Genomic DNA, 18837 nt, shown 5'->3' with positions numbered 1-18837 from the left:
AGAGTATCACCTGATTAAACGATAAGCTTCAAAATATGATTCGACAAACGCCTCATTCTCGATGGCAAGCTTGTAGACTTCAGGAAAGCTGTTTTTAATATCCTTCATAATACCGATTTTCAAATCGACAGGATAGAGCTTCAGAAAATCGATCAGCCTGTCCACAGCATAGCTTAAATCATCACCCTCGTTCAAGGTGGCGGATTCTAAGGTTTTGAGAATATTCTTGGCGGCGAGATAGAGCCGGGTGTGGCTTTCTTTCTTTATTATCCCCTTGAGAGATTCAGGAAGGGATGGCCCTGAAAAGACATCTGCATAAGAGATAAGGGCCTGATGATCAGATTCAACAAAGCTTATAAACTCTTCGGCGATCAAGCGTCCCACATTTCCTTTGAGGACATTGAGAAAGACCGAGCGAGGTATGGAGGCTTGACTCTCTAAATAGATCTTATAACTATTAGAAATCCGTTCATAGCTTCTGGGGGTGGCCCTTAGATCATCCTCATTAATTTTATGCAGATATTCTGGGAAGGTAGAGATAAACTCGATAACCTTATCCTGAATTCCGGCCTCCATAGCCCAATCAATCCATTGATTATAATCGGGCTCCATGGGTAACCACACAAAGCGATTTTCTTGGGCGGCATCCATATCCACAACCTGGTAATCAAAATCCGCACCATATTTGCTGGAAGGATTCATGGCAGCTAAGATTTTGACATTCTTAGGCAACCTATAGCCGTTGATCTCCCGATTTAAGATTAAATTCATCAGTTCCTGCTGGACGGTATGTTCACAGCGATTGATCTCGTCGATAAATAAGAGCACCGTTCTACCTTTAACTACTTCCTCATCGGTTTCTCGAAGTTTATGATGCACGGCATAGACTGTGGTTTTCTTTTCAACCCGTTCCTCTTGATCATGGATAACATAAGATTCCACGGTTGGTAAACCGCCGATTTCACCTTCTTTGAGAAGGTTCCCATTGATAACGACGAGACTCCATTGATTTTCTTTAGCAATTTCCTTCGCTAAAGCTGTTTTGCCGATGCCGCTTTCGCCCACGATTAAAGGGACTCCTTCGGTAGCAAGGACTAATTCAACACTTTTTAAGGTGCCGGTAAAATTCATGTTAGCTCCATCTCCTATAACATCTTCAGCTTTTCATCGACAGTGACTCTTTTTGCCTTTCTACTTCCATATTGATCGATAAACATGATTTTGTCGATGGGCATTTGGGCGCTGGTTTTATTGATATAATTGCAATTTATAAAATCTCGGACATATTTTTCTTCAACATCCTCATGGGCTAATGTTTCCTTTAAAACCTGTTCTAATTCTGCTTGGGATACTTTATCGATTACGTATTTTATGACTAAGATATTAACTTTTAAAAACTCTAAAATTTTATCCTTCGCTAAATCAGGGACAAAGATTATTGCACTTTCATGATTTTTGATAGCCAGAAGTTCTGCTTCGTGAGTAGGCGACTTAATGTATCTTAAGGCATCATAGCTGATTTTCACAGCTTCTTTCTGGGCAACAGGGCAAGGAGACTGGATAAACTTTAAGGAATCGTAGTTCCTGCGTATTGCTAATAATTGCTGCTCTTCACTTGGATTTTTGACATATTTAATAGCCCAGCCAGCTTGGTCGAGGGCTAATTTGATCAACTGATCGCTGGGACTCTTAATATACTCTAAGTTAATCCAGCTATCATGAATTGCTTTGATCATCATTTCATCTGTAGGGTTATCGACAAATTGGATGGCTTGACCGTTATTGGCAATAGCTAATTCCTGCATCTCGAGCGTTGGCTGATCGATATATTTTAAGGTCAGGCCATTTTTCTGAACAGCCAATAGCTTTAACTCATCATTGGGATTCGGTAGATAGGCGATAGAGTTTGGATTGGTCTTGATCATTTCGATTAGTTTGGCGTTTTCCATCAACCCTTCACCCACTTGGCCACCACAAACCCAGGATTCCCTTCTCTTTTTTCCTCAAGTGCTAGGGCCTCGGCTGTAGATTGAACGTGGGGAGGGAAGAAAAGACATTCGCCCATCTCGATAGGTGCACCGATTTGCCATGAGGCGATCTCTTCCTTAGTATAAAGAGCGGCACGGGCAAAGACCGAAGTAGGCTTGTTGCGAACTATTTCAGCGTAGTATTCGCTCCAGGCACTCTGGCCGGCGATGAGCCCGATCATGAGACAGCCCCCGGGCTTTATATGTTTAAAAAGCTCTTGCAGAACCTTTTCTGGTTCAGGGACGAATTCAAATGCGGTCATTGAAAAAATTCCATCATAGGTTTCAAGCTGATCTAAAACTTCGGTAATATCTGCATGCCACCAACGAACAGGCTTAATGCTAAGATAGTTATTTGTTAGTTCTTCTATCTTTTGTTGAGCCAGAGTCATCATTTCAGCAGAAATATCGACAGCCGTGACTTCATATCCTTCTTGCACAAGCCAGCTTGTATATTGTCCGGTACCACAGCCGATTTCCAGGACTTGAGGACCCGGTGCCTTAAACATGGACTGGGCTAGGTGACGTTCTACTTGATCAGATGCTGAGCCAAGCGTAGTTGCGTACCAGGAATCATAATGTGCGGCAATGGGGTCAAAAAGTGCTTCGTTCATTAGCAATCACCCTCGTGTTTTTATTTGAGCATTTTTGAGCATAGTGCATAATTTTCTACTTTTTGTTAGACAATTCCTGCTTGATAACTAGCTGTTGATAATTCGTTTTAATAATTCCTTCTATCTGTAGACGTCTACCCCTAAGATTCCCTCTTTAGAAGGCAACTTCTCCTTTGGTAGAAGGCTTCAAATCATAGTCAATGGTGCTTAAGTCTAAGGTGGTTCTTGCCGATATAGATAATATATAGATATTATATCAAACTACAATTGTACGACATGTTTAATTGTATGACATGAAAGGGAGGATATCAAATGGATATGAATAAAATAACCCCGGTAAGCCCTTATCAGAATACTGACAATAGACTGAAGTCCGAAAAAACAACACACAATAAAGGGTCAGAAGCTAATAAGCCTGCCGTTGATGACGTGGCAGCGATATACGAACCGAGTGAGTCAAAGGTTGACAATTCTCTTGGTAAGATGTATTCTCCGGATTCTGAAACTATTTCCAGATTGAAGGCCGACGTGGAAATGCGCACGGAACAACTAAGAAGTCTGGTGGAGAGACTGCTGCTGCAGCAAGGACATAAGCTGAATGATGCAACGAACATCTATGCACTCCTTCGGGAAGGGAAAGTACAGGTAGATCCGGAGACGGCAGCCAAAGCTCAGGACGAAATTTCAGAGGATGGATATTGGGGAGTTAAACAAACCTCTCAGAGGATATTTGATTTTGCGATTGCCCTAACGGGAGGAGATCCCAGCAAGGCAGAAGCAATGAAGGAGGCGGTGAAGGAAGGCTTTGCCCAAGCACAGAAGATTTGGGGTGGGGAGCTACCTGAGATTAGTCAAAAAACCTATGAGGAAACCCTCAAAAAATTTGATGAGTGGATAGGGAATAACGAAAACGAACAATAGTGCATTATTGTGTTGGTAGGTCAGTCTCCTCATGTGATGAAAATCAGATGATAACCGCTTGCAATCGTTAACTAGCAGGCGGTTATTTATTGCTAGCGAGGTTTTCTTTAGCACAACTATTAGGTTTACGACCCGGAAAATGATATTATTATTGATAAAGGTTGTATTTGATGCGGTTTTATGTGGGAGAGAAACTAAGATGGAAAAAGACTACACTTATGAAATCGTTAATGAACTGCGAGCCCGACCATTCACATTGCTTCAGGTTTTGAAAAAGTAGATGAGCGTAAAATATATAATAGTTATCTGGATTGCCTGGGTCATGTTTACAATATTCGCTACGGTGAGTTTGCCTATGATGTTTACTTTAGATCCGAATTAAGGAGCCATGATACATTTTCAATCCATAAGGCTTATCAGAACAATAAGATTATCAGTCAGGGATTTAATACGACGAAATCGGAAAACTCCTTCGATATTTTATTTGAATATTAATTTTAGAAGTAAGTGATTGAGTGATTGATTTTAAGAGCAGACCTTCTGGCCTCAGGGTTTGCATTTTTCTAAGTTAGACAAAACGAAGGATTTGAAATAGATGAGAAAAAACCTAGTGATCGGCATCTTAGCACATGTAGATGCAGGCAAGACAACATTATCGGAGAGCATGCTTTATCAAAGCGGCAAAATAGGGAAATTGGGCAGAGTCGACACAAAGGATGCTTTTTTAGATACATATGAACTGGAACGTGCAAGAGGGATCACCATTTTTGCGAAGCAAGCTATCTTTGAAATGGGGGAGACGCAGATTACCCTATTGGATACTCCGGGTCATGTGGATTTTTCGGCGGAGATGGAGAGGACCCTCCAGGTTTTGGACTATGCTATTTTAGTGGTAAGCGGCTCTGATGGGGTACAAGGGCATACCCAAACCTTATGGCGGTTGCTTGATAAGTATCAAATACCTGTGTTTATATTTGTCAATAAGATGGATCAGGTGGGTACAGATCAGGAAAAGCTCAGGGAAGAATTAAAAAGGCAGCTGTCTGATGGTTGTATTGAATTTAGCCCAATAGCCACGGAGGATTTCTATGATCAGCTAGCCATGTGCGATGAAGTCATGCTGGAAGATTATTTGGAAACAGGAAAAATTGCTGTTGCACAGATTCAAAGAGCTATTCTCAAGCGGAAGGTTTTTCCGTGTTTTTTTGGTTCAGCCTTAAAACTTGGGGGCGTTGAGCAATTACTGCAGGGCATAACGCACTATAGCGTTGTACCTGATTATCCCCAGGAATTCGGGGCGAAAATATTCAAAATTACCCGAGACGAGCAAGGAAACCGTCTTACTCACTTGAAGCTTACCGGCGGTAGACTTAAGGTGAAAGATGTCTTGAAAAATAGCGATTGGCAAGAGAAAGTGAATCAAATTCGGATCTACTCCGGGCAAAAATTTGAGGCAGTAAACGAAATCGAGGCAGGTACAGTATGCGCGGTCACCGGACTCAGCCAAACGAGACCGGGAGAGGGGTTAGGGATCGAAGAGGCTTCAGATACACCGGTCTTGACACCGGTGCTGTCTTATCAGATTATTCTACCTGCTGACTGTGACCCCAGAGTCATGATCCCCAAGTTACGTCAGATCGAAGAGGAAGAGCCGGAGCTGCATGTGGTCTGGGATGAGCAGTTACAGGAAATACAGGCCCAAATCATGGGGGAGGTGCAGATTGAGATTCTGCAGAGCCTTATCCGTGAGCGCTTCGGGGTAGAGGTAGAATTTGATGCGGGAAGAATCCTCTACAAAGAGACGATCGCTAATGTTGTCGAGGGAGTAGGACATTTTGAACCCTTACGACATTATGCTGAGGTACATCTCTTATTGGAACCGGGTGAACCCGGCAGCGGTTTGCAGTTTAGCACTGAATGCAGTGAGGATATCCTAAGTAAAAACTGGCAAAGACTTGTCTTAACTCATTTGGCCGAAAAAGCGCATAAAGGAGTTCTCACCGGCTCAGAGATTACCGATATGAAAATTACCCTCGTCGCAGGTCGAGCTCACGCAAAGCATACAGATGGTGGTGATTTTCGCGAAGCCACCTACCGAGCAGTGCGTCAGGGATTGATGGAGGCAGAATCTATCCTGTTGGAGCCTTATTATGCCTTTCAACTGGAATTGCCGGTGAAAATGGTCGGCAGAGCTATGACTGATATTGAGAATATGCGGGGTACTTGCGCAATAGCTCAGACAAATGACGAAATGTCCGTTCTTGTGGGTAGCGCTCCGGTGATTACTATGAAGAATTATCAAAAAGAGGTAGTTGCTTATACTAAAGGTCTGGGTAGGCTGTTTTGCAGTCTGAAAGGATACGAGCTCTGCCACAATGCGCCGGAGGTCATGGCAAGCATCAGCTATGATGCGGAAAACGATTTTGCCAACCCAACAGGTTCAGTTTTTTGTACTCATGGTGCTGGATATTCAGTAGCCTGGGATGAAGTGAAGAACCATATGCATCTTGAAAGCTATCTACAAGACAAAGCTTTTTTAGAAGGAGAGGGAGTTCAGTACCACCCGAAAAATACAGAAGAGAAATGGATCAGCCTAGATGAGATTGATCAAATCATCAACAGCACCTTTTATGCCAATCAAGGGAAGAAATCTGCTTGGAAAAAACGCAAAACAGCCCGTGATAGCTATTATGAATCAGCCAGCACTACTGTCAGAGAAATGGAAAGCAAGGAAGAGTATCTTCTGGTCGACGGTTATAATATTATTCATGCCTGGTCCGAGCTGAAAGAGATGGTTGAAGAACAGATGGACGCTGCCAGAATGAAGTTACTGGATATTCTCAGTAATTATCAGGGGATTCGCAAGTGCCAGATCATCGTTGTGTTTGATGCTCACCTAGTTCAGGGGCATCGTGAGGAAGCGATCGATTACCAAAATATCCATCTGGTATTTACCAGGGAGGCCCAGACGGCAGATCAGTATATCGAAAGATTTGCACATGACAATCGAAAAAAATACCATATAACAGTTGCAACCTCTGACGGTCTGGAACAAATCATCATTAGAGGAGCAGGATGTTCCCTGTTATCTGCCAGAGAGTTGAAATTGGAGATCGAGGGAGCCAAGGAAAAAATGATGCAGGACTTCCAAGATGCAAAGAAGAGTGAACGAAATTATCTAAGTGATGCCTTATCTCCGGAGGCAAAAGATCAGCTCGAACAAGTTAAGAAAGGCCCCTCGACCTTGATAGAATGATTGGATAGATATAGTAATTAATGCTAAAATGATATAGATCTATAATTGTTATTGAAGTGGAGGTTAAGAGTAATGAGTGACAGTAAAACACTTGAAAATTTGATGGAAGCCTTTGCCGGAGAATCCCAAGCGAACAGAAAATACCTTGCCTATGCAAAGAAAGCTGAGCAAGAGGGAAAGCTTAACGCCGCAAAGCTCTTTAGAGCGGCATCCGATGCCGAAACCCTTCATGCCTTGAAAGAATTTGAAATTGCCGGGAAAATTGGCTCGACCAGTGAAAACTTAAAGGACGGGGTTGCTGGGGAGACTTATGAGTATCAAAGTATGTATCCGGGCTTTATCGAAACTGCTAAAGAAGAGGGGAATAAAGCTGCTGTAGCTGTCTTCACTTTTGCGATGAAGGCTGAAGAAGTTCATGCTAAGCTCTATCAAGAAGCATTAGAAAACATGGACGAAACTGAGGAAGTATTTTATTACTTATGTCCGGTCTGTGGAAATATCGAAAAAGTGGTTCCAGAAAAGTGTAGTATTTGTGGAGTTTCTGGCGAGAAATTCATTAAATATTAATGTTAATTGAGAGAAAAGCAAAAGGAGCGTTTAGAATGATATCTAAACGCTCCTTATTTTAGAAACTAGTCTTACAAGCAATCATAGCAGGGTGTATCGATAATTTTAGCTTCCCTCACAGGTTGGCCATTCGTAATGCTTAAAATTTCATCTGCTTTCCAGCTCAAATATGCAATTACCCCACCCATATAAGCAAATGCGGCAATAATCCATTCGATGTTTTCAAACATAATATATTCCTCCTTTAATATAACCCCTCAATTTTTATCTATCTAGGCTTTATCTTTAAACTAAGTATAGACCATATTTAGGAGAAAGTTAAATAAGGATAACAAATAGATTAGATTCGAGTTTGTTATCGGTCTGAATGAGACGAGACTGTCAGGGCTGTTTATATTTATGACTTTTTGGTAAGATTACTTTCTGTTATGATTATATCAATGGTGTTGCCAATCATATCGCTAGCTAGAATAGTTGTGCAGACAATAGGAGTAATAATATATGACTACTTCTCGAGAAATTAAAATTATTGCGCGCATTCGCACAGATTTTCCTACCAAATTCGGAATTCCCCGTCAAAGTGGACTGATTGACGATTTAAAGGCTGTCGTTGTCTTTGAGACAGAGTACCGCAATGCCGATGCCTTGCGTGGGTTGGAGGGATTCTCACACATCTGGCTCATTTGGGAATTCTCCGAGGCACTTCGTGACACCTGGTCACCCACAGTGCGCCCCCCACGACTGGGCGGTAATACACGGATGGGAGTTTTCGCGACCCGTTCTCCTTTTCGACCCAATGCAATTGGTCTTTCCTCAATTAAGCTTGAAGGTATCGAGGTACATCCGGAGCTTGGACCTTTATTGCATGTTTCCGGTGCCGACCTGATGGACAACACCCCTATTTACGACATCAAACCCTACCTAGCTTACACAGACTGTCACCCAGAAGCGGTGGGTGGTTTTATCGAGCCCCTTCAAGCAAAGAAGCTTGAAGTAGAGTTTCCCAAGCAATGGCTCCAGTTAATATCTGAAGACAGACGTGAAGCGATTTTGAGGGTGCTGTCTCATGACCCAAGGCCGTCTTATCAAAAGGATCCTAAGCGGATCTATGGTCTTGAATTTGCAGGATTTGACATTCGTTTTACGGTCCAGGACAATCTGCTTTCCGTTTGTGAAGTGGTGAGCAGAGCCGACCAATCCTAGGTAGCTTGACTGTACGTCAAGTATGTAATTGATTAAGGATAATGCAAGTCGCATTATCCTTAATAAGGAGCGGTAGTTAGCAATGATTGTGAAGCCGGACAACCTTAACTTTAAAGCCATCCTTAAAATAATTGTACTTTTAGGGATTACTTTACTCGTGGTTCTTAATTTTTCGCAGATTATGCTTTTCGTGGGAAATTTCTACCTGATCCTTTTTCCCTTGTTGCTGGGAGCAGGGATTGCCTATGTTCTCAATTTGCTTGTGGTGGCCTATGAGAAGATCTGTTTTCCTAAGAGTAAGCATAAGACGCTCATAAGCACTCGCCGGGGGATAGCCGTTTTGTTATCCTTGTTGACTATTGCTGTGGTGCTGCTTTTTTTTCTGCGCATTCTTATTCCGCAATTTGCCGAGACTCTGGCCTTGCTTTACGCTGGCTTTCCAGCGGTCTATGACGATGTCATGAGTTGGCTTAACCGCTATGCCGGCGAATTACCGGGACTGCAGCAGCAATGGGAAGAGCTTAATATGGATGGCACAGCGGCCCTGAAAAATGGCCTGGGGCTTCTTGGGAATTGGGCCTTGGGTACAGTGACCTTAATGGGAACGGTATTTGGTGTTGTCGTAAACACTATTTTAGCCATCATCTTTGCAATCTACATTCTATTTTCCAAGGAAGAAATTGGTAGAAATATAGATAAACTTCTTAGAGCATATATGAGACCTGATCACCGGTCGAAAATCTATGTGGGTTTGAATACAGCTCATGAGACATTTTCCAATTATATTGTGGGGCAAGGCAAAGAGGCTGTTATACTCGGTGTCTTATGCACTCTAGGCATGTGGATTCTTGGTTTTCCTTATGCCACGACAGTTGGCCCTGTTGTTGGTCTAACTGCACTGATCCCGATGGTGGGTGCGTACCTTGGGGCTGCTGTAGGGTTTATTCTAATTCTCATTGTCGATCCCTTGCAAGCGGTACTGTTCCTTGTATTTATCATTATCTTGCAGCAGATTGAAGGTAATATAATCTATCCGAAGGTCGTCGGTCAAAGTATTGGCTTGCCGGGAATATGGGTATTGGTTGCGGTAATCATAGGTGGCGGTTTGATGGGTGTGATGGGTATTATGTTGGGAGTGCCAACAGCCGCGACCGTGTATAAGCTACTCAGCAAGGATGTAAATAAAAGACTACAGAGGCTGACTTCGCTATAAACGGGAGTACGTTTGTGATATTTCCTTTTGCTGGTTGTGTTTAGGGAAAATAGATATTAAAATGTTGTATGGGCTAATTATCCGTGATGCAACATTTTCTTGTTTATAAGGGAGGAATTGTGATGAACAGAGAGGGGATTGCATTTAAAATTCGTTCACTAACACATCTTTGCAAACGGTACGCAGTGAATTGCGACCATTTCCAATTCGAAAAAAACATTACAGCCACTAACATTTGGATTATTGACTATTTAATAGAACATAAGGATGAAGCTGTGTTTCAAAAAGACTTGGAGACTATGTTCTCAGTCAATCGTTCAACAACTTCTAAAGTCATTAAACTCATGGAACAGAAGGGATTAATTGAGCGACAGGCCGTGCCGAGCGATGCACGACTAAAGAAGCTGGTACTCACCCCCAAGGCGCTGGAAATTCATCAAGTGCTCATCGAGGATATTGACACGCTTGAAAAGCTAATGGTACGTGGTTTTACAGATGAGGAAATAAGCCAACTTTCATCCTATATTTGTAGAATGAAAGGAAATATAGTAGAAGGAAATCTAGAAGAAGGATTAGCCTATGATTAAAAGACTTGCCCGCAGTATCAGACAATATAAAAAAGCAACTCTATTGATCCCTCTTTTTGTTACGCTGGAGGTGATTGTGGAGGTCATCATTCCTATATTAATGGCTAATCTAATTGATTACGGTATCGATGCAGGAGACATGAATTATGTACTCAAAATGGGAGTAGCGCTTTTTATTGCTGCTTTGATTAGCTTGCTATTTGGTATCCTAGCCGGACGGACTTCCGCTGTAGCCTCGGCAGGTTTTGCGCAAAATCTCCGGAGGGATATGTTTTATAATGTACAGCACTTTTCCTTTTCGAATATTGACAAGTTCTCTACGGCAAGCATTATTACCCGTCTGACCACAGATGTAACCAATGTGCAGAATTCTTTCCAGATGCTGACCCGTATGGCTATGCGGAGTCCGGTGATGCTGGTTTTTTCTTTGATTGTATCCTTTAGTATTGATCCGCAGTTGTCTCTGATTTTCCTCGGCAGTATTCCTATCCTAGGTGTGGGGCTCTGGCTTATCATGAGCAATGCGCATCCTATTTTTGAAAGGGTGTTTAAGACCTATGATAAGCTGAATAATGTGGTTCAGGAAAACCTGCGTGGCATGCGTGTAGTCAAATCCTTTGTTCGTGAAGATTATGAAAAGGAAAAGTTCATGAACATCTCCAACCGAATTTACAAGGATTTTACCCAGGCTGAAAGACTGATCGCCATCGCCATGCCTCTGATGCAGTTTTGTATGTATGCCTGTATCCTGTTGGTTTCTTGGTTTGGAGCCAGGGCTATTGTTGCTTCTGGGGGGGACCCTGTGAATGGGCTCTCTACAGGAGAGCTTTTAAGCCTGATTACATATGCAACTCAGATTCTTATCAGCCTGATGATGCTTTCCATGGTCTTTGTCATGTTAACCATTTCCCGTGCCTCAGCTGAGAGAATCGTCGAAATTCTTGATGAAGATAGCGATCTCCGGAACGGTCCCCAGCCTAGCTTTGACCTTAAGGATGGGGAGATTCGCTTTGATAATGTTAATTTTAGCTACGGAAAGCAAGGGGATAAGCTAGTTTTGGATCATATCCATCTGACTATTGAATCCGGCGAAACCATTGGTATTCTCGGTGGAACGGGGTCCTCTAAATCAACCTTAGTTCAGCTGATTCCCCGACTTTATGATGTGACCCAAGGTAGGGTTACTGTGGGCGGGGTGGATGTCCGAGACTATGATATTGAAACTTTACGCAACGGGGTGGCGATGGTTCTACAAAAGAATGAACTCTTTTCAGGGACCATTAAAGAGAATCTGCGCTGGGGTAATGAGCTTGCCACGGAGGAAGAGATGATTCATGCTTGTAAGCTTGCCCAAGCCCATGATTTTATAGAAAGCTTTCCGGAAAAATATGATACCCTCATTGAACAGGGTGGCACGAATGTATCAGGGGGGCAAAAACAACGACTTTGCATTGCCCGTGCTTTACTGAAGAAGCCAAAGATTCTTATTCTTGATGATTCGACAAGTGCAGTGGATACAAAAACCGATGCCCAGATTCGCAGAGCTCTACGTGTCGAAATCCCCGAGACAACTAAGATTATCATTGCCCAGCGGGTATCCTCAGTTCAAGATGCCGATAAAATTGTGGTCATGGATGATGGGAAAATCGCGGCTATCGGAAGTCATGAGGAATTGCTGGAAACTTGTCCGATCTATCTAGAAGTGTTTGAATCACAAGCCAAGGGAGGGAAGAATAATGGGGATGAGTAAAGGATTCTCTCGTTCTTCCCAGAGCAAAACGCCTGGAGGTAAGCCGCCGAGGGCCAAGCTAAATCCTCAGACTGTGCAGCGGCTCCTCTCCTATATGAAGAATTACAAGCTACAGCTGTTGGTTGTTATGGTCAGCATTATCATCAGCTCTGTAGCTAGCGTCATGTTGGCCTTATTTTTGCAAACCTTAATTGATGACTATATATCCCCACTCTTACTGGAAGCCGTACCGAACTTTTCAGGCTTGTTGCAGATCGTTCTGATGATGGCTGGAATTTACCTAATGGGAGTTTTTGCTACTTTCTTTTATAGCCGCATCATGGCCTCTATCACCCAAGGGACCTTGAAAAGAATTCGGGATGAGATGTTCGCTCATATGCAGAAATTGCCCATTAAGTATTTTGATTCCCATACCCATGGGGATGTTATGAGCCATTATACAAATGATACGGATACTTTGCGGCAGATGATATCCCAGAGTATACCTAATGTCTTCTCTTCTATGATTACCCTTGTAGCGGTGTTTTTTGCTATGCTCAGCCTTAGCATTTGGCTCACCTTATTTGTTATCATCTGTGTCTTCCTCATGTTGAAGGTAGTAGGCAGTGTTGTCGGGAAGAGTGGGATGTATTTTGTTAAGCAGCAGCAATCCTTAGGAGAATTGAACGGTTACATCGAAGAGATGATCAATGGGCAGAAGGTTGTGAAGGTCTTTACTCATGAGCAAAAGGCTAAAGAGATTTTTGACTTCAAAAACCAAGAGCTTTGTGCTCAGGCCACCGCGGCGAATTCATATGTCAATATTGTAATGCCTATGATGAACAATTTTGGCTATTTGCTTTATGTGCTTTTGGCGTTAGTCGGCGGTCTTATGGCTATTGGTGGAGTGACTAATTTTACCATTACAGGGTTCAATCTACTTACCTTGGGGACCATCGCTTCCTTCCTGCAGCTTTCCCGCAGCTTTATCATGCCCCTTGCCCAAGTATCTCAACAGTTGAATGCGATCATTATGGCTTTTGCCGGAGCTGAGCGGATATTTAAACTCTTAGACGAAAAACCAGAGGTAGACGAAGGTTTAGTGAGCTTAGTCAATGTTAAAAAGGAGCAAGAAACTCTCATTGAAACCCTTGAGCATACCGAGCTGTGGGCTTGGAAAGTTCCCTGTCAGGATGGAACCTTCACTTATCAAGAGCTTCAAGGCGAAGTTCGTTTCTTCGATGTGGATTTTGGCTATGATGAAACGAAGATGGTCTTGCATAATATCACGTTATACGCAGAGCCTGGGCAAAAGGTTGCCTTTGTCGGGGCCACCGGTGCAGGAAAGACCACGATTACCAATCTCATCAATCGTTTTTATGATATTGCCGATGGTAAAATCCGTTATGACGGAATCAACATCAATAAAATTAGAAAAAGCGACTTGCGACGCTCTCTTGGTATCGTGTTACAGGAGGTCAATCTGTTTACCGGAACAGTAATGGATAATATTCGTTATGGCCGCTTGAATGCCACCGATGAAGAATGTATCGCTGCTGCCAAGCTAGCTAATGCCGACGGATTCATCCGTATGCTGCCTGATGGCTATCAGACAGAGCTTTCCGGGGATGGCAGTGGATTGTCCCAAGGCCAAAGGCAATTGATTTCTATTGCCCGTGCTGCGGTAGCAGATCCACCGGTTATGATTCTGGATGAAGCCACATCCTCAATCGATACCCGCACGGAAGCCATCATCCAGCGAGGGATGGATTCACTTATGGAGGGCAGGACGGTGTTCGTAATCGCTCATCGACTTTCTACTGTGCGCAACGCCGATGTGATCATGGTCCTTGAAGAGGGGCAAGTCATCGAAAGAGGTAACCATGAGAAACTAATTTCCCAAAAGGGTCAGTACTATCAGCTCTATATGGGGGCCTTTGAACTGGAGTAATAAGATAATCACGCTGATGTCACACTAAGATCACCCTGATGTAAGCCAGATCGTATATATTTTGCTAGGCACGTGGCTCTGGAAGGAATTGTATGAAGAAGTAGAGAACTAATCAAGAAATACAAGATGAATACAAAAAAAGAACTAATAAAGTACTGAAGATCTAGTAACTGAAAATAAAGTAATCGAAGAGATGATGATGTGTTAGAGGGGTTTGGGAATGAGGAGAAGTGATGGGAGACTGCTCAAATCATTAAGTCCGTTTGTAAAAATCATTCCTCATATCATGACACGGCGGAGCGATGCACAGAATTTTTATAAGCAACTTGTTGACGTCGAGCCCATTGACCAATATATCAACCAAAAGAAAACTCAGGGGTACCAGCTCAATTATATACATTTGTTTATTGCGGTCTATGTACGTGTTCTTGCTCAGCGACCTCAGCTGAACCGCTTTGTCATGAATAACCAAATCTATGCGCGCGAAGGTATCTTGATATCCATGGCCATTAAACGATCCTTACTTGATGAGGGCGAAGAAACTACGGTTAAATTTGTTTTTACAGGGCTGGAGAGTATGGATGAGATAGTGGAGATCGTGAATCGTACCTTGGATGAAAGCATAGCTGTCGGGACGACCAATGATGTCGATAGTATTGCCCAACATATTATGTCTTTACCAAATGGGTGCGTGAAGCTTTTGGTGGGGACTCTAAAATGGATGGATCGTTACAATATCCTGCCCCGTAAGATTATTGAGGCCAGCCCTTTCCATACCTCCCTTTTCTTTACCTACCTTAAGTCCATCAATCTGGATTTTATCTATCATCACCTTTATGATTTTGGCACGACGGGAATCTTTGTCTCCTTAGGGAAGGCGAAAAAGGTACCTGTTGTTGATGGAAATCAGGTCCTGGTCAAAAAGTGCTGCACTATCGGCTATGCTTTAGATGAAAGAATCTGCGATGGTTTGTACTACTCTAATTCTTTCAAATTAGTCAATAAGTATCTGGCTAATCCTTCCCTCTTAGACGAAAGGTTGGCGAAAGCTGAAGTGGATGTGGGTTAAGGATATAGAGAAGGAACCAACGTTTCGAGAAGAATCAAGGGGTTTGCACGGGTAAGAAGCTTTATGAAAGAAGGTTAATCTTATGCAAAGTAAAATTGCTGAAGCGATCAAATTAAAAAGTTATCCTGTAGCTGTTTTTCGAGCCGATTTCAAGCCGGATGGGGCCATGGAGTTTGTGGAAGGAAAATGGGGCTGTGCTATTTCCTTGCTTAATATGGCGGCCAAGGGACGAACAGCTGCGTTTAGTCTCCCTACCACTACTTGTAGGGGAGGGAAGTCCGGTCTAGGATTTCAACGCTATGAATTGGGTTTTATTGAGTATTTCCTGTCTACTGGCGGGGTAGGTGGAAGAGAAGGTGAGTTTTACAAGAAAAGTCCTGAATTAGCAAAGGCTTTCATTGAAAATTTGCCCGAGATTTCTCATCAAGAATTCGTTGTCTTTAAGCCTTTAGCTGAAGTAAATGAAGACGAAATGCCGGAGAGCATAGTCTTTTTAGTCAATGCGGACCAAATCTCTGCCTTAACAGTATTAGCGAACTTTGATCAGCCCACACAGAATAACGTGGAGGCAAACTTTGGAGCGGGCTGTCATCAGACCGTACTTTATGCTCTCAATCAAGTTGATGCGGAGCATCCCAAATGCTATATTGGCCTTACAGATCTTTCAGCGCGTAAATATATTGATAAAGACATCCTCTCCTTCAGTATGCCTTATCAACGCTACTTAGAGCTTGAGGCACAGGTGGAAGATAGCTTCCTGACCAAGGAAACTTGGCTAAATCTCTCCGAACGTATTGAGTAAGGTATTAACCGGTGGTTTTACGCCGTACAGTCCATGTTTTCCACCAAGTTCTAATGATGATTGTGCAGAGGATCAAAGCTCCCGAGGTGAACAGAGAACCACTCAGAACCCGGAGACTTAGGTAGGGCCTTATGATGGAGCTGACTGCCATAAAGTCAAGACCGAGAACTCGCCAAAGATAAGTCTGGAGAAAGCCGGCAATAAGAAGACAGAGGCTCATACCGATGAGGCCGAGGTTGAGAAGGATTACTCCTGCAACTCCATAGCGATAGGTCTTGGGGGTCGGGCTCTCCCGGTCACTTAAGATTGTATAGGCACCGGCAAGAATCAAAAAGCCGATGGTGCCAAACAAAGCCAAATGAGCATGACCAGAAGTTATATAGGTGCCATGGGTATAAAGATTGACCCAGGGAATAGTCATCAGCAATCCCAGTAAGGTAGCTCCAGTCAGATGGTGAAATATACTGCTCAAAATTAGCCACACGGCGAGCTTTTCTTTCAGGTTCAGCACCTTGTGGTTTTTAAACCCTTTATAGATGAGGTTGGCCAAGAGAAATACGGGGATAGCTTGTATCACGCTGAAGAACGATCCTAAGAAGAGCCAAATCGAGGGAAAGCCAATCCAGTAATAGTGGTGCCCCGTACCGAATAATCCCCCCATCACCGATAAAGTGGCTTCAAGATAAAGCCACTTTTCTATATCCTTTTTGTTGGCAATGCCCGTGGCTACGAAGAAAGAAGCAATAAAGCCGCTGGTTGTTAATTCAAAGGCCATCTCTTCCCAGAGGTGAACGACCCAAAACTTCACGGCTTCATCAGCAACCGGATTGCTATAGTGGAGTATATTGGGAATCAGTAATATGCAAAGGAAGGCGACACCGACTGCCATTATTCCCGTTGCCGGGGTTAATCTCTGTCTATTCTCCCAAAGGGTTCTCCCTAAATTGTAGGCTTCAATTAAGATGCCTAAGGAAATTCCCGCGTAGAAAATGGGCAGGCCATCGAGATATTCGCGCCCATTGCCTATTTCTAATGCCAGGCTTCCGAGTAATGATAAAGAGGTTACCAACATAATTAAGAATTGCCAACGGGCAAGCTTTGGGGAATAGATATCGGTCTTAAGCTGCTCTGCGGTGAAATAATAGACCATACCTAGCATCCCGATAACCGGCCAAAATGTGGCCAACGCCAGGTGAACCGCACGGCCATATTCAGCAGAAATCGGTGAGGGTAAATCGGGGAGGACCAGCGCGGATGCGCCAAGCAAGGCAACAATTCCTTGAGAACCAAAAAGGAAAACAGCATAGAGCATAAATCTGCGGGCAATTTGTTTTCCGGTGAGCGCCTTCAAAGAATATCCCCGCTTTCTAGCCTTTTCGGTTCGGGTGGCCATCCTAAGGTGGGAATGGTCCTCATATACTCGAGAAAAGCAATAAGATCTTGCGTTTCCAAAGGGGTTAAGGAGGGATGTTTCTCTTCTTGATGGGGAGGGATGACTGGTGGGTGACGAAAGAATGCGTTGATATCATCAGGACTGCGTTTGGCCATAATGTGAGTAAGGTCTTCTCCTGAGTACCCCCCCTGGCCAAGTAAAGTATGGCAGCTCACACAATTATGGCTCTGCCAAACTTCTTTTCCCGCGTTTGCCTCTTGGCTCATGGGCTCATCAAGATTCCAAGAGAATCGAACACTTAATACAAAGACAGTCCATGAAGCTAAGGAAATGAGAATAAAGGTTCTGAGTCTCATTTAATCATCCATTCTCTAAACTGGTTCATTAACACTTGCGTAGTCGTATTTAGTATCGACATATTTACCAAATACATACAAAAGGGAACCGTCCTAACTAAGGCCGGTTCCCTTTTGTATACTATAGTATTTCAATATTATTATTAGGATGAGTAAATCTAGATGATTAAAACTCCGTGTATTTAGCGTTGGCTCTTGTCATAGGGTATGCCTTCAGCTTTCGGTGCTCTGGATTTTTGTGAGGTAAAAGCGAGCACGACCATGGTGGCGAGATAAGGCAACATCTTATAGAAAGTTTGGTTGATGTCCAAGGCATGCAGGAAGGGGATGAGGGCAATGGAGTAAGCCAAGGTACGCAGGAAGGCGAAGAAGAGAGCGGCCAGCAAAATCTGAAAGGGTTTCCATTGACCAAAAATCATTACAGCCAGCGCCAAGAAGCCGAAACCGGCCACCCCGGTGTGACCATTGATATTGCTATTCATTACCCCTACAGCATAGAAGAACCCGCCGATTCCCCCCAGAAAACCGGAAAGACTGACACCGGCGTAGCGCATCAGATAAACATTGATACCTACGGAATCAGCAGCGTGAGGATGCTCACCGCAGGCCCGCAGGCGCAGCCCGAAACGTGTCTTATAGAAGATGATGGCTGCTATAACTAGGAAAAGGAAACCAAGATAGACGGTAATGTAAGTGTTTTGGAAAAACATTTTGCCGAGCACGGGAAAATCTCCTAAGATCGGAACCTTGCGTATGTAGAAATTCACATTGGTAGTGATCCCGTCACTATTAAAGGACATTTTGGAATAAAGGAGGATCATCCCTGGAACCAGCATGTTTAATGCCGTCCCAGAAATGGTCTGGTCAGCTTTCATGGTTACGGCAGCTAGGGAAAGGAGTAAGGAAAACAGTATTCCGGCCACGGCAGAAACGACCATGCCCATGAGCAATATATACTGCGAATTCATCGGTAAGCCTTGAGTAAAGTAGACAAAGAGGCAACCAAAGAAGGCACCGAAGAGCATAATCCCCTCTAAGGCGATATTGATGACCCCACTGCGTTCGCTAAACATCCCGCCCAATGCCACTAGGAGCAAAGGGATGGCCACGGGAAGCGTATTTTGTACCAAATAATAAATTGTGTCCATA

General features: G+C 43.5%; 17 protein-coding genes. 10 read left to right on the top strand and 7 right to left on the bottom strand.

Annotated features, from left to right (window positions below; translation table 11 throughout):
• Window positions 1-6 precede the first annotated feature (6 nt).
• Genes AAC978_RS04615 through AAC978_RS04605 form a run of 3 tightly spaced genes read right to left on the bottom strand, consistent with a single transcriptional unit; the run spans window position 7 to window position 2641 of the window.
• Window positions 7-1131: an ATP-binding protein gene (locus AAC978_RS04615; RefSeq protein ID WP_341546835.1), complete on the bottom strand. Its 1125-nt coding sequence runs from the start codon at window positions 1129-1131 to the stop codon at window positions 7-9.
• 14 nt (window positions 1132-1145) lie between these two features.
• Entirely contained in the window at window positions 1146-1949 is an 804-nt protein-coding gene (locus tag AAC978_RS04610; RefSeq protein ID WP_341546944.1) for a hypothetical protein, read from the bottom strand.
• Window positions 1949-2641, bottom strand: a complete 693-nt coding sequence (locus AAC978_RS04605) for a class I SAM-dependent methyltransferase (protein ID WP_341546834.1) — start codon at window positions 2639-2641, stop codon at window positions 1949-1951. The genes AAC978_RS04610 and AAC978_RS04605 overlap by 1 nt, the downstream gene beginning before the upstream one ends.
• Window positions 2642-2953: 312 nt before the next feature.
• Here AAC978_RS04605 and AAC978_RS04600 point away from each other — a divergent pair, with 312 nt between their 5' ends.
• From AAC978_RS04600 to AAC978_RS04590, 3 genes are all read left to right on the top strand, one after another.
• Complete coding sequence (locus tag AAC978_RS04600; RefSeq protein WP_341546833.1) at window positions 2954-3562, top strand: hypothetical protein; 609 nt, start codon at window positions 2954-2956, stop codon at window positions 3560-3562.
• Between the two features lie 595 nt (window positions 3563-4157).
• Window positions 4158-6818, top strand: coding sequence for a translation factor GTPase family protein (locus AAC978_RS04595; protein WP_341546832.1), 2661 nt, complete (start codon window positions 4158-4160; stop codon window positions 6816-6818).
• 72 nt (window positions 6819-6890) lie between these two features.
• Entirely contained in the window at window positions 6891-7385 is a 495-nt protein-coding gene (locus AAC978_RS04590) for a rubrerythrin family protein (protein WP_341546831.1), read from the top strand.
• 71 nt (window positions 7386-7456) lie between these two features.
• Here the strand turns inward: AAC978_RS04590 and AAC978_RS04585 are convergent, their stop codons facing one another.
• Window positions 7457-7615, bottom strand: coding sequence for a hypothetical protein (locus AAC978_RS04585; RefSeq protein WP_341546830.1), 159 nt, complete (start codon window positions 7613-7615; stop codon window positions 7457-7459).
• Between the two features lie 271 nt (window positions 7616-7886).
• On the opposite strand from AAC978_RS04585, the gene tsaA reads away from it, so the two are divergent.
• From tsaA to AAC978_RS04550, 7 genes are all read left to right on the top strand, one after another.
• Window positions 7887-8588 (top strand): tRNA (N6-threonylcarbamoyladenosine(37)-N6)-methyltransferase TrmO, encoded by a 702-nt coding sequence (tsaA, locus tag AAC978_RS04580; RefSeq protein WP_341546829.1) that lies wholly within the window; start codon window positions 7887-7889, stop codon window positions 8586-8588.
• Window positions 8589-8670: 82 nt separating this feature from the next.
• Window positions 8671-9801 (top strand): AI-2E family transporter, encoded by a 1131-nt coding sequence (locus AAC978_RS04575; RefSeq protein WP_341546828.1) that lies wholly within the window; start codon window positions 8671-8673, stop codon window positions 9799-9801.
• Window positions 9802-9923: 122 nt separating this feature from the next.
• Window positions 9924-10388 (top strand): MarR family winged helix-turn-helix transcriptional regulator, encoded by a 465-nt coding sequence (locus tag AAC978_RS04570; protein ID WP_341546827.1) that lies wholly within the window; start codon window positions 9924-9926, stop codon window positions 10386-10388.
• Window positions 10381-12138 (top strand): ABC transporter ATP-binding protein, encoded by a 1758-nt coding sequence (locus AAC978_RS04565; RefSeq protein WP_341546826.1) that lies wholly within the window; start codon window positions 10381-10383, stop codon window positions 12136-12138. The genes AAC978_RS04570 and AAC978_RS04565 overlap by 8 nt, the downstream gene beginning before the upstream one ends.
• Complete coding sequence (locus tag AAC978_RS04560; RefSeq protein WP_341546825.1) at window positions 12125-14068, top strand: ABC transporter ATP-binding protein; 1944 nt, start codon at window positions 12125-12127, stop codon at window positions 14066-14068. Before AAC978_RS04565 ends, AAC978_RS04560 begins: the two co-directional genes overlap by 14 nt.
• 220 nt (window positions 14069-14288) lie before the next feature.
• A complete protein-coding gene (locus AAC978_RS04555; protein WP_341546824.1) occupies window positions 14289-15137 on the top strand; it encodes a 2-oxo acid dehydrogenase subunit E2 in 849 nt (282 codons plus the stop codon).
• Window positions 15138-15219: 82 nt separating this feature from the next.
• Window positions 15220-15939, top strand: coding sequence for a DUF169 domain-containing protein (locus AAC978_RS04550; protein ID WP_341546823.1), 720 nt, complete (start codon window positions 15220-15222; stop codon window positions 15937-15939).
• A gap of 4 nt (window positions 15940-15943) precedes the next feature.
• Here AAC978_RS04550 and AAC978_RS04545 read toward each other — a convergent pair whose 3' ends face one another.
• The 3 genes from AAC978_RS04545 to AAC978_RS04535 form a co-directional block, all read right to left on the bottom strand.
• A complete protein-coding gene (locus AAC978_RS04545) occupies window positions 15944-17290 on the bottom strand; it encodes a cbb3-type cytochrome c oxidase subunit I (protein WP_341546943.1) in 1347 nt (448 codons plus the stop codon).
• Complete coding sequence (locus AAC978_RS04540) at window positions 17287-17688, bottom strand: c-type cytochrome (RefSeq protein ID WP_341546822.1); 402 nt, start codon at window positions 17686-17688, stop codon at window positions 17287-17289. The genes AAC978_RS04545 and AAC978_RS04540 overlap by 4 nt, the downstream gene beginning before the upstream one ends.
• Window positions 17689-17870: 182 nt before the next feature.
• Window positions 17871-18836, bottom strand: a complete 966-nt coding sequence (locus tag AAC978_RS04535) for an ABC transporter permease (protein ID WP_341546821.1) — start codon at window positions 18834-18836, stop codon at window positions 17871-17873.
• Window position 18837: the final 1 nt, after the last annotated feature.

Source organism: Desulfitobacterium sp. THU1, from assembly GCF_038181555.1.
In the GTDB taxonomy this organism is placed as follows: domain Bacteria; phylum Bacillota; class Desulfitobacteriia; order Desulfitobacteriales; family Desulfitobacteriaceae; genus Desulfitobacterium.
This window is presented reverse-complemented; position numbering and strand designations above follow the sequence as displayed.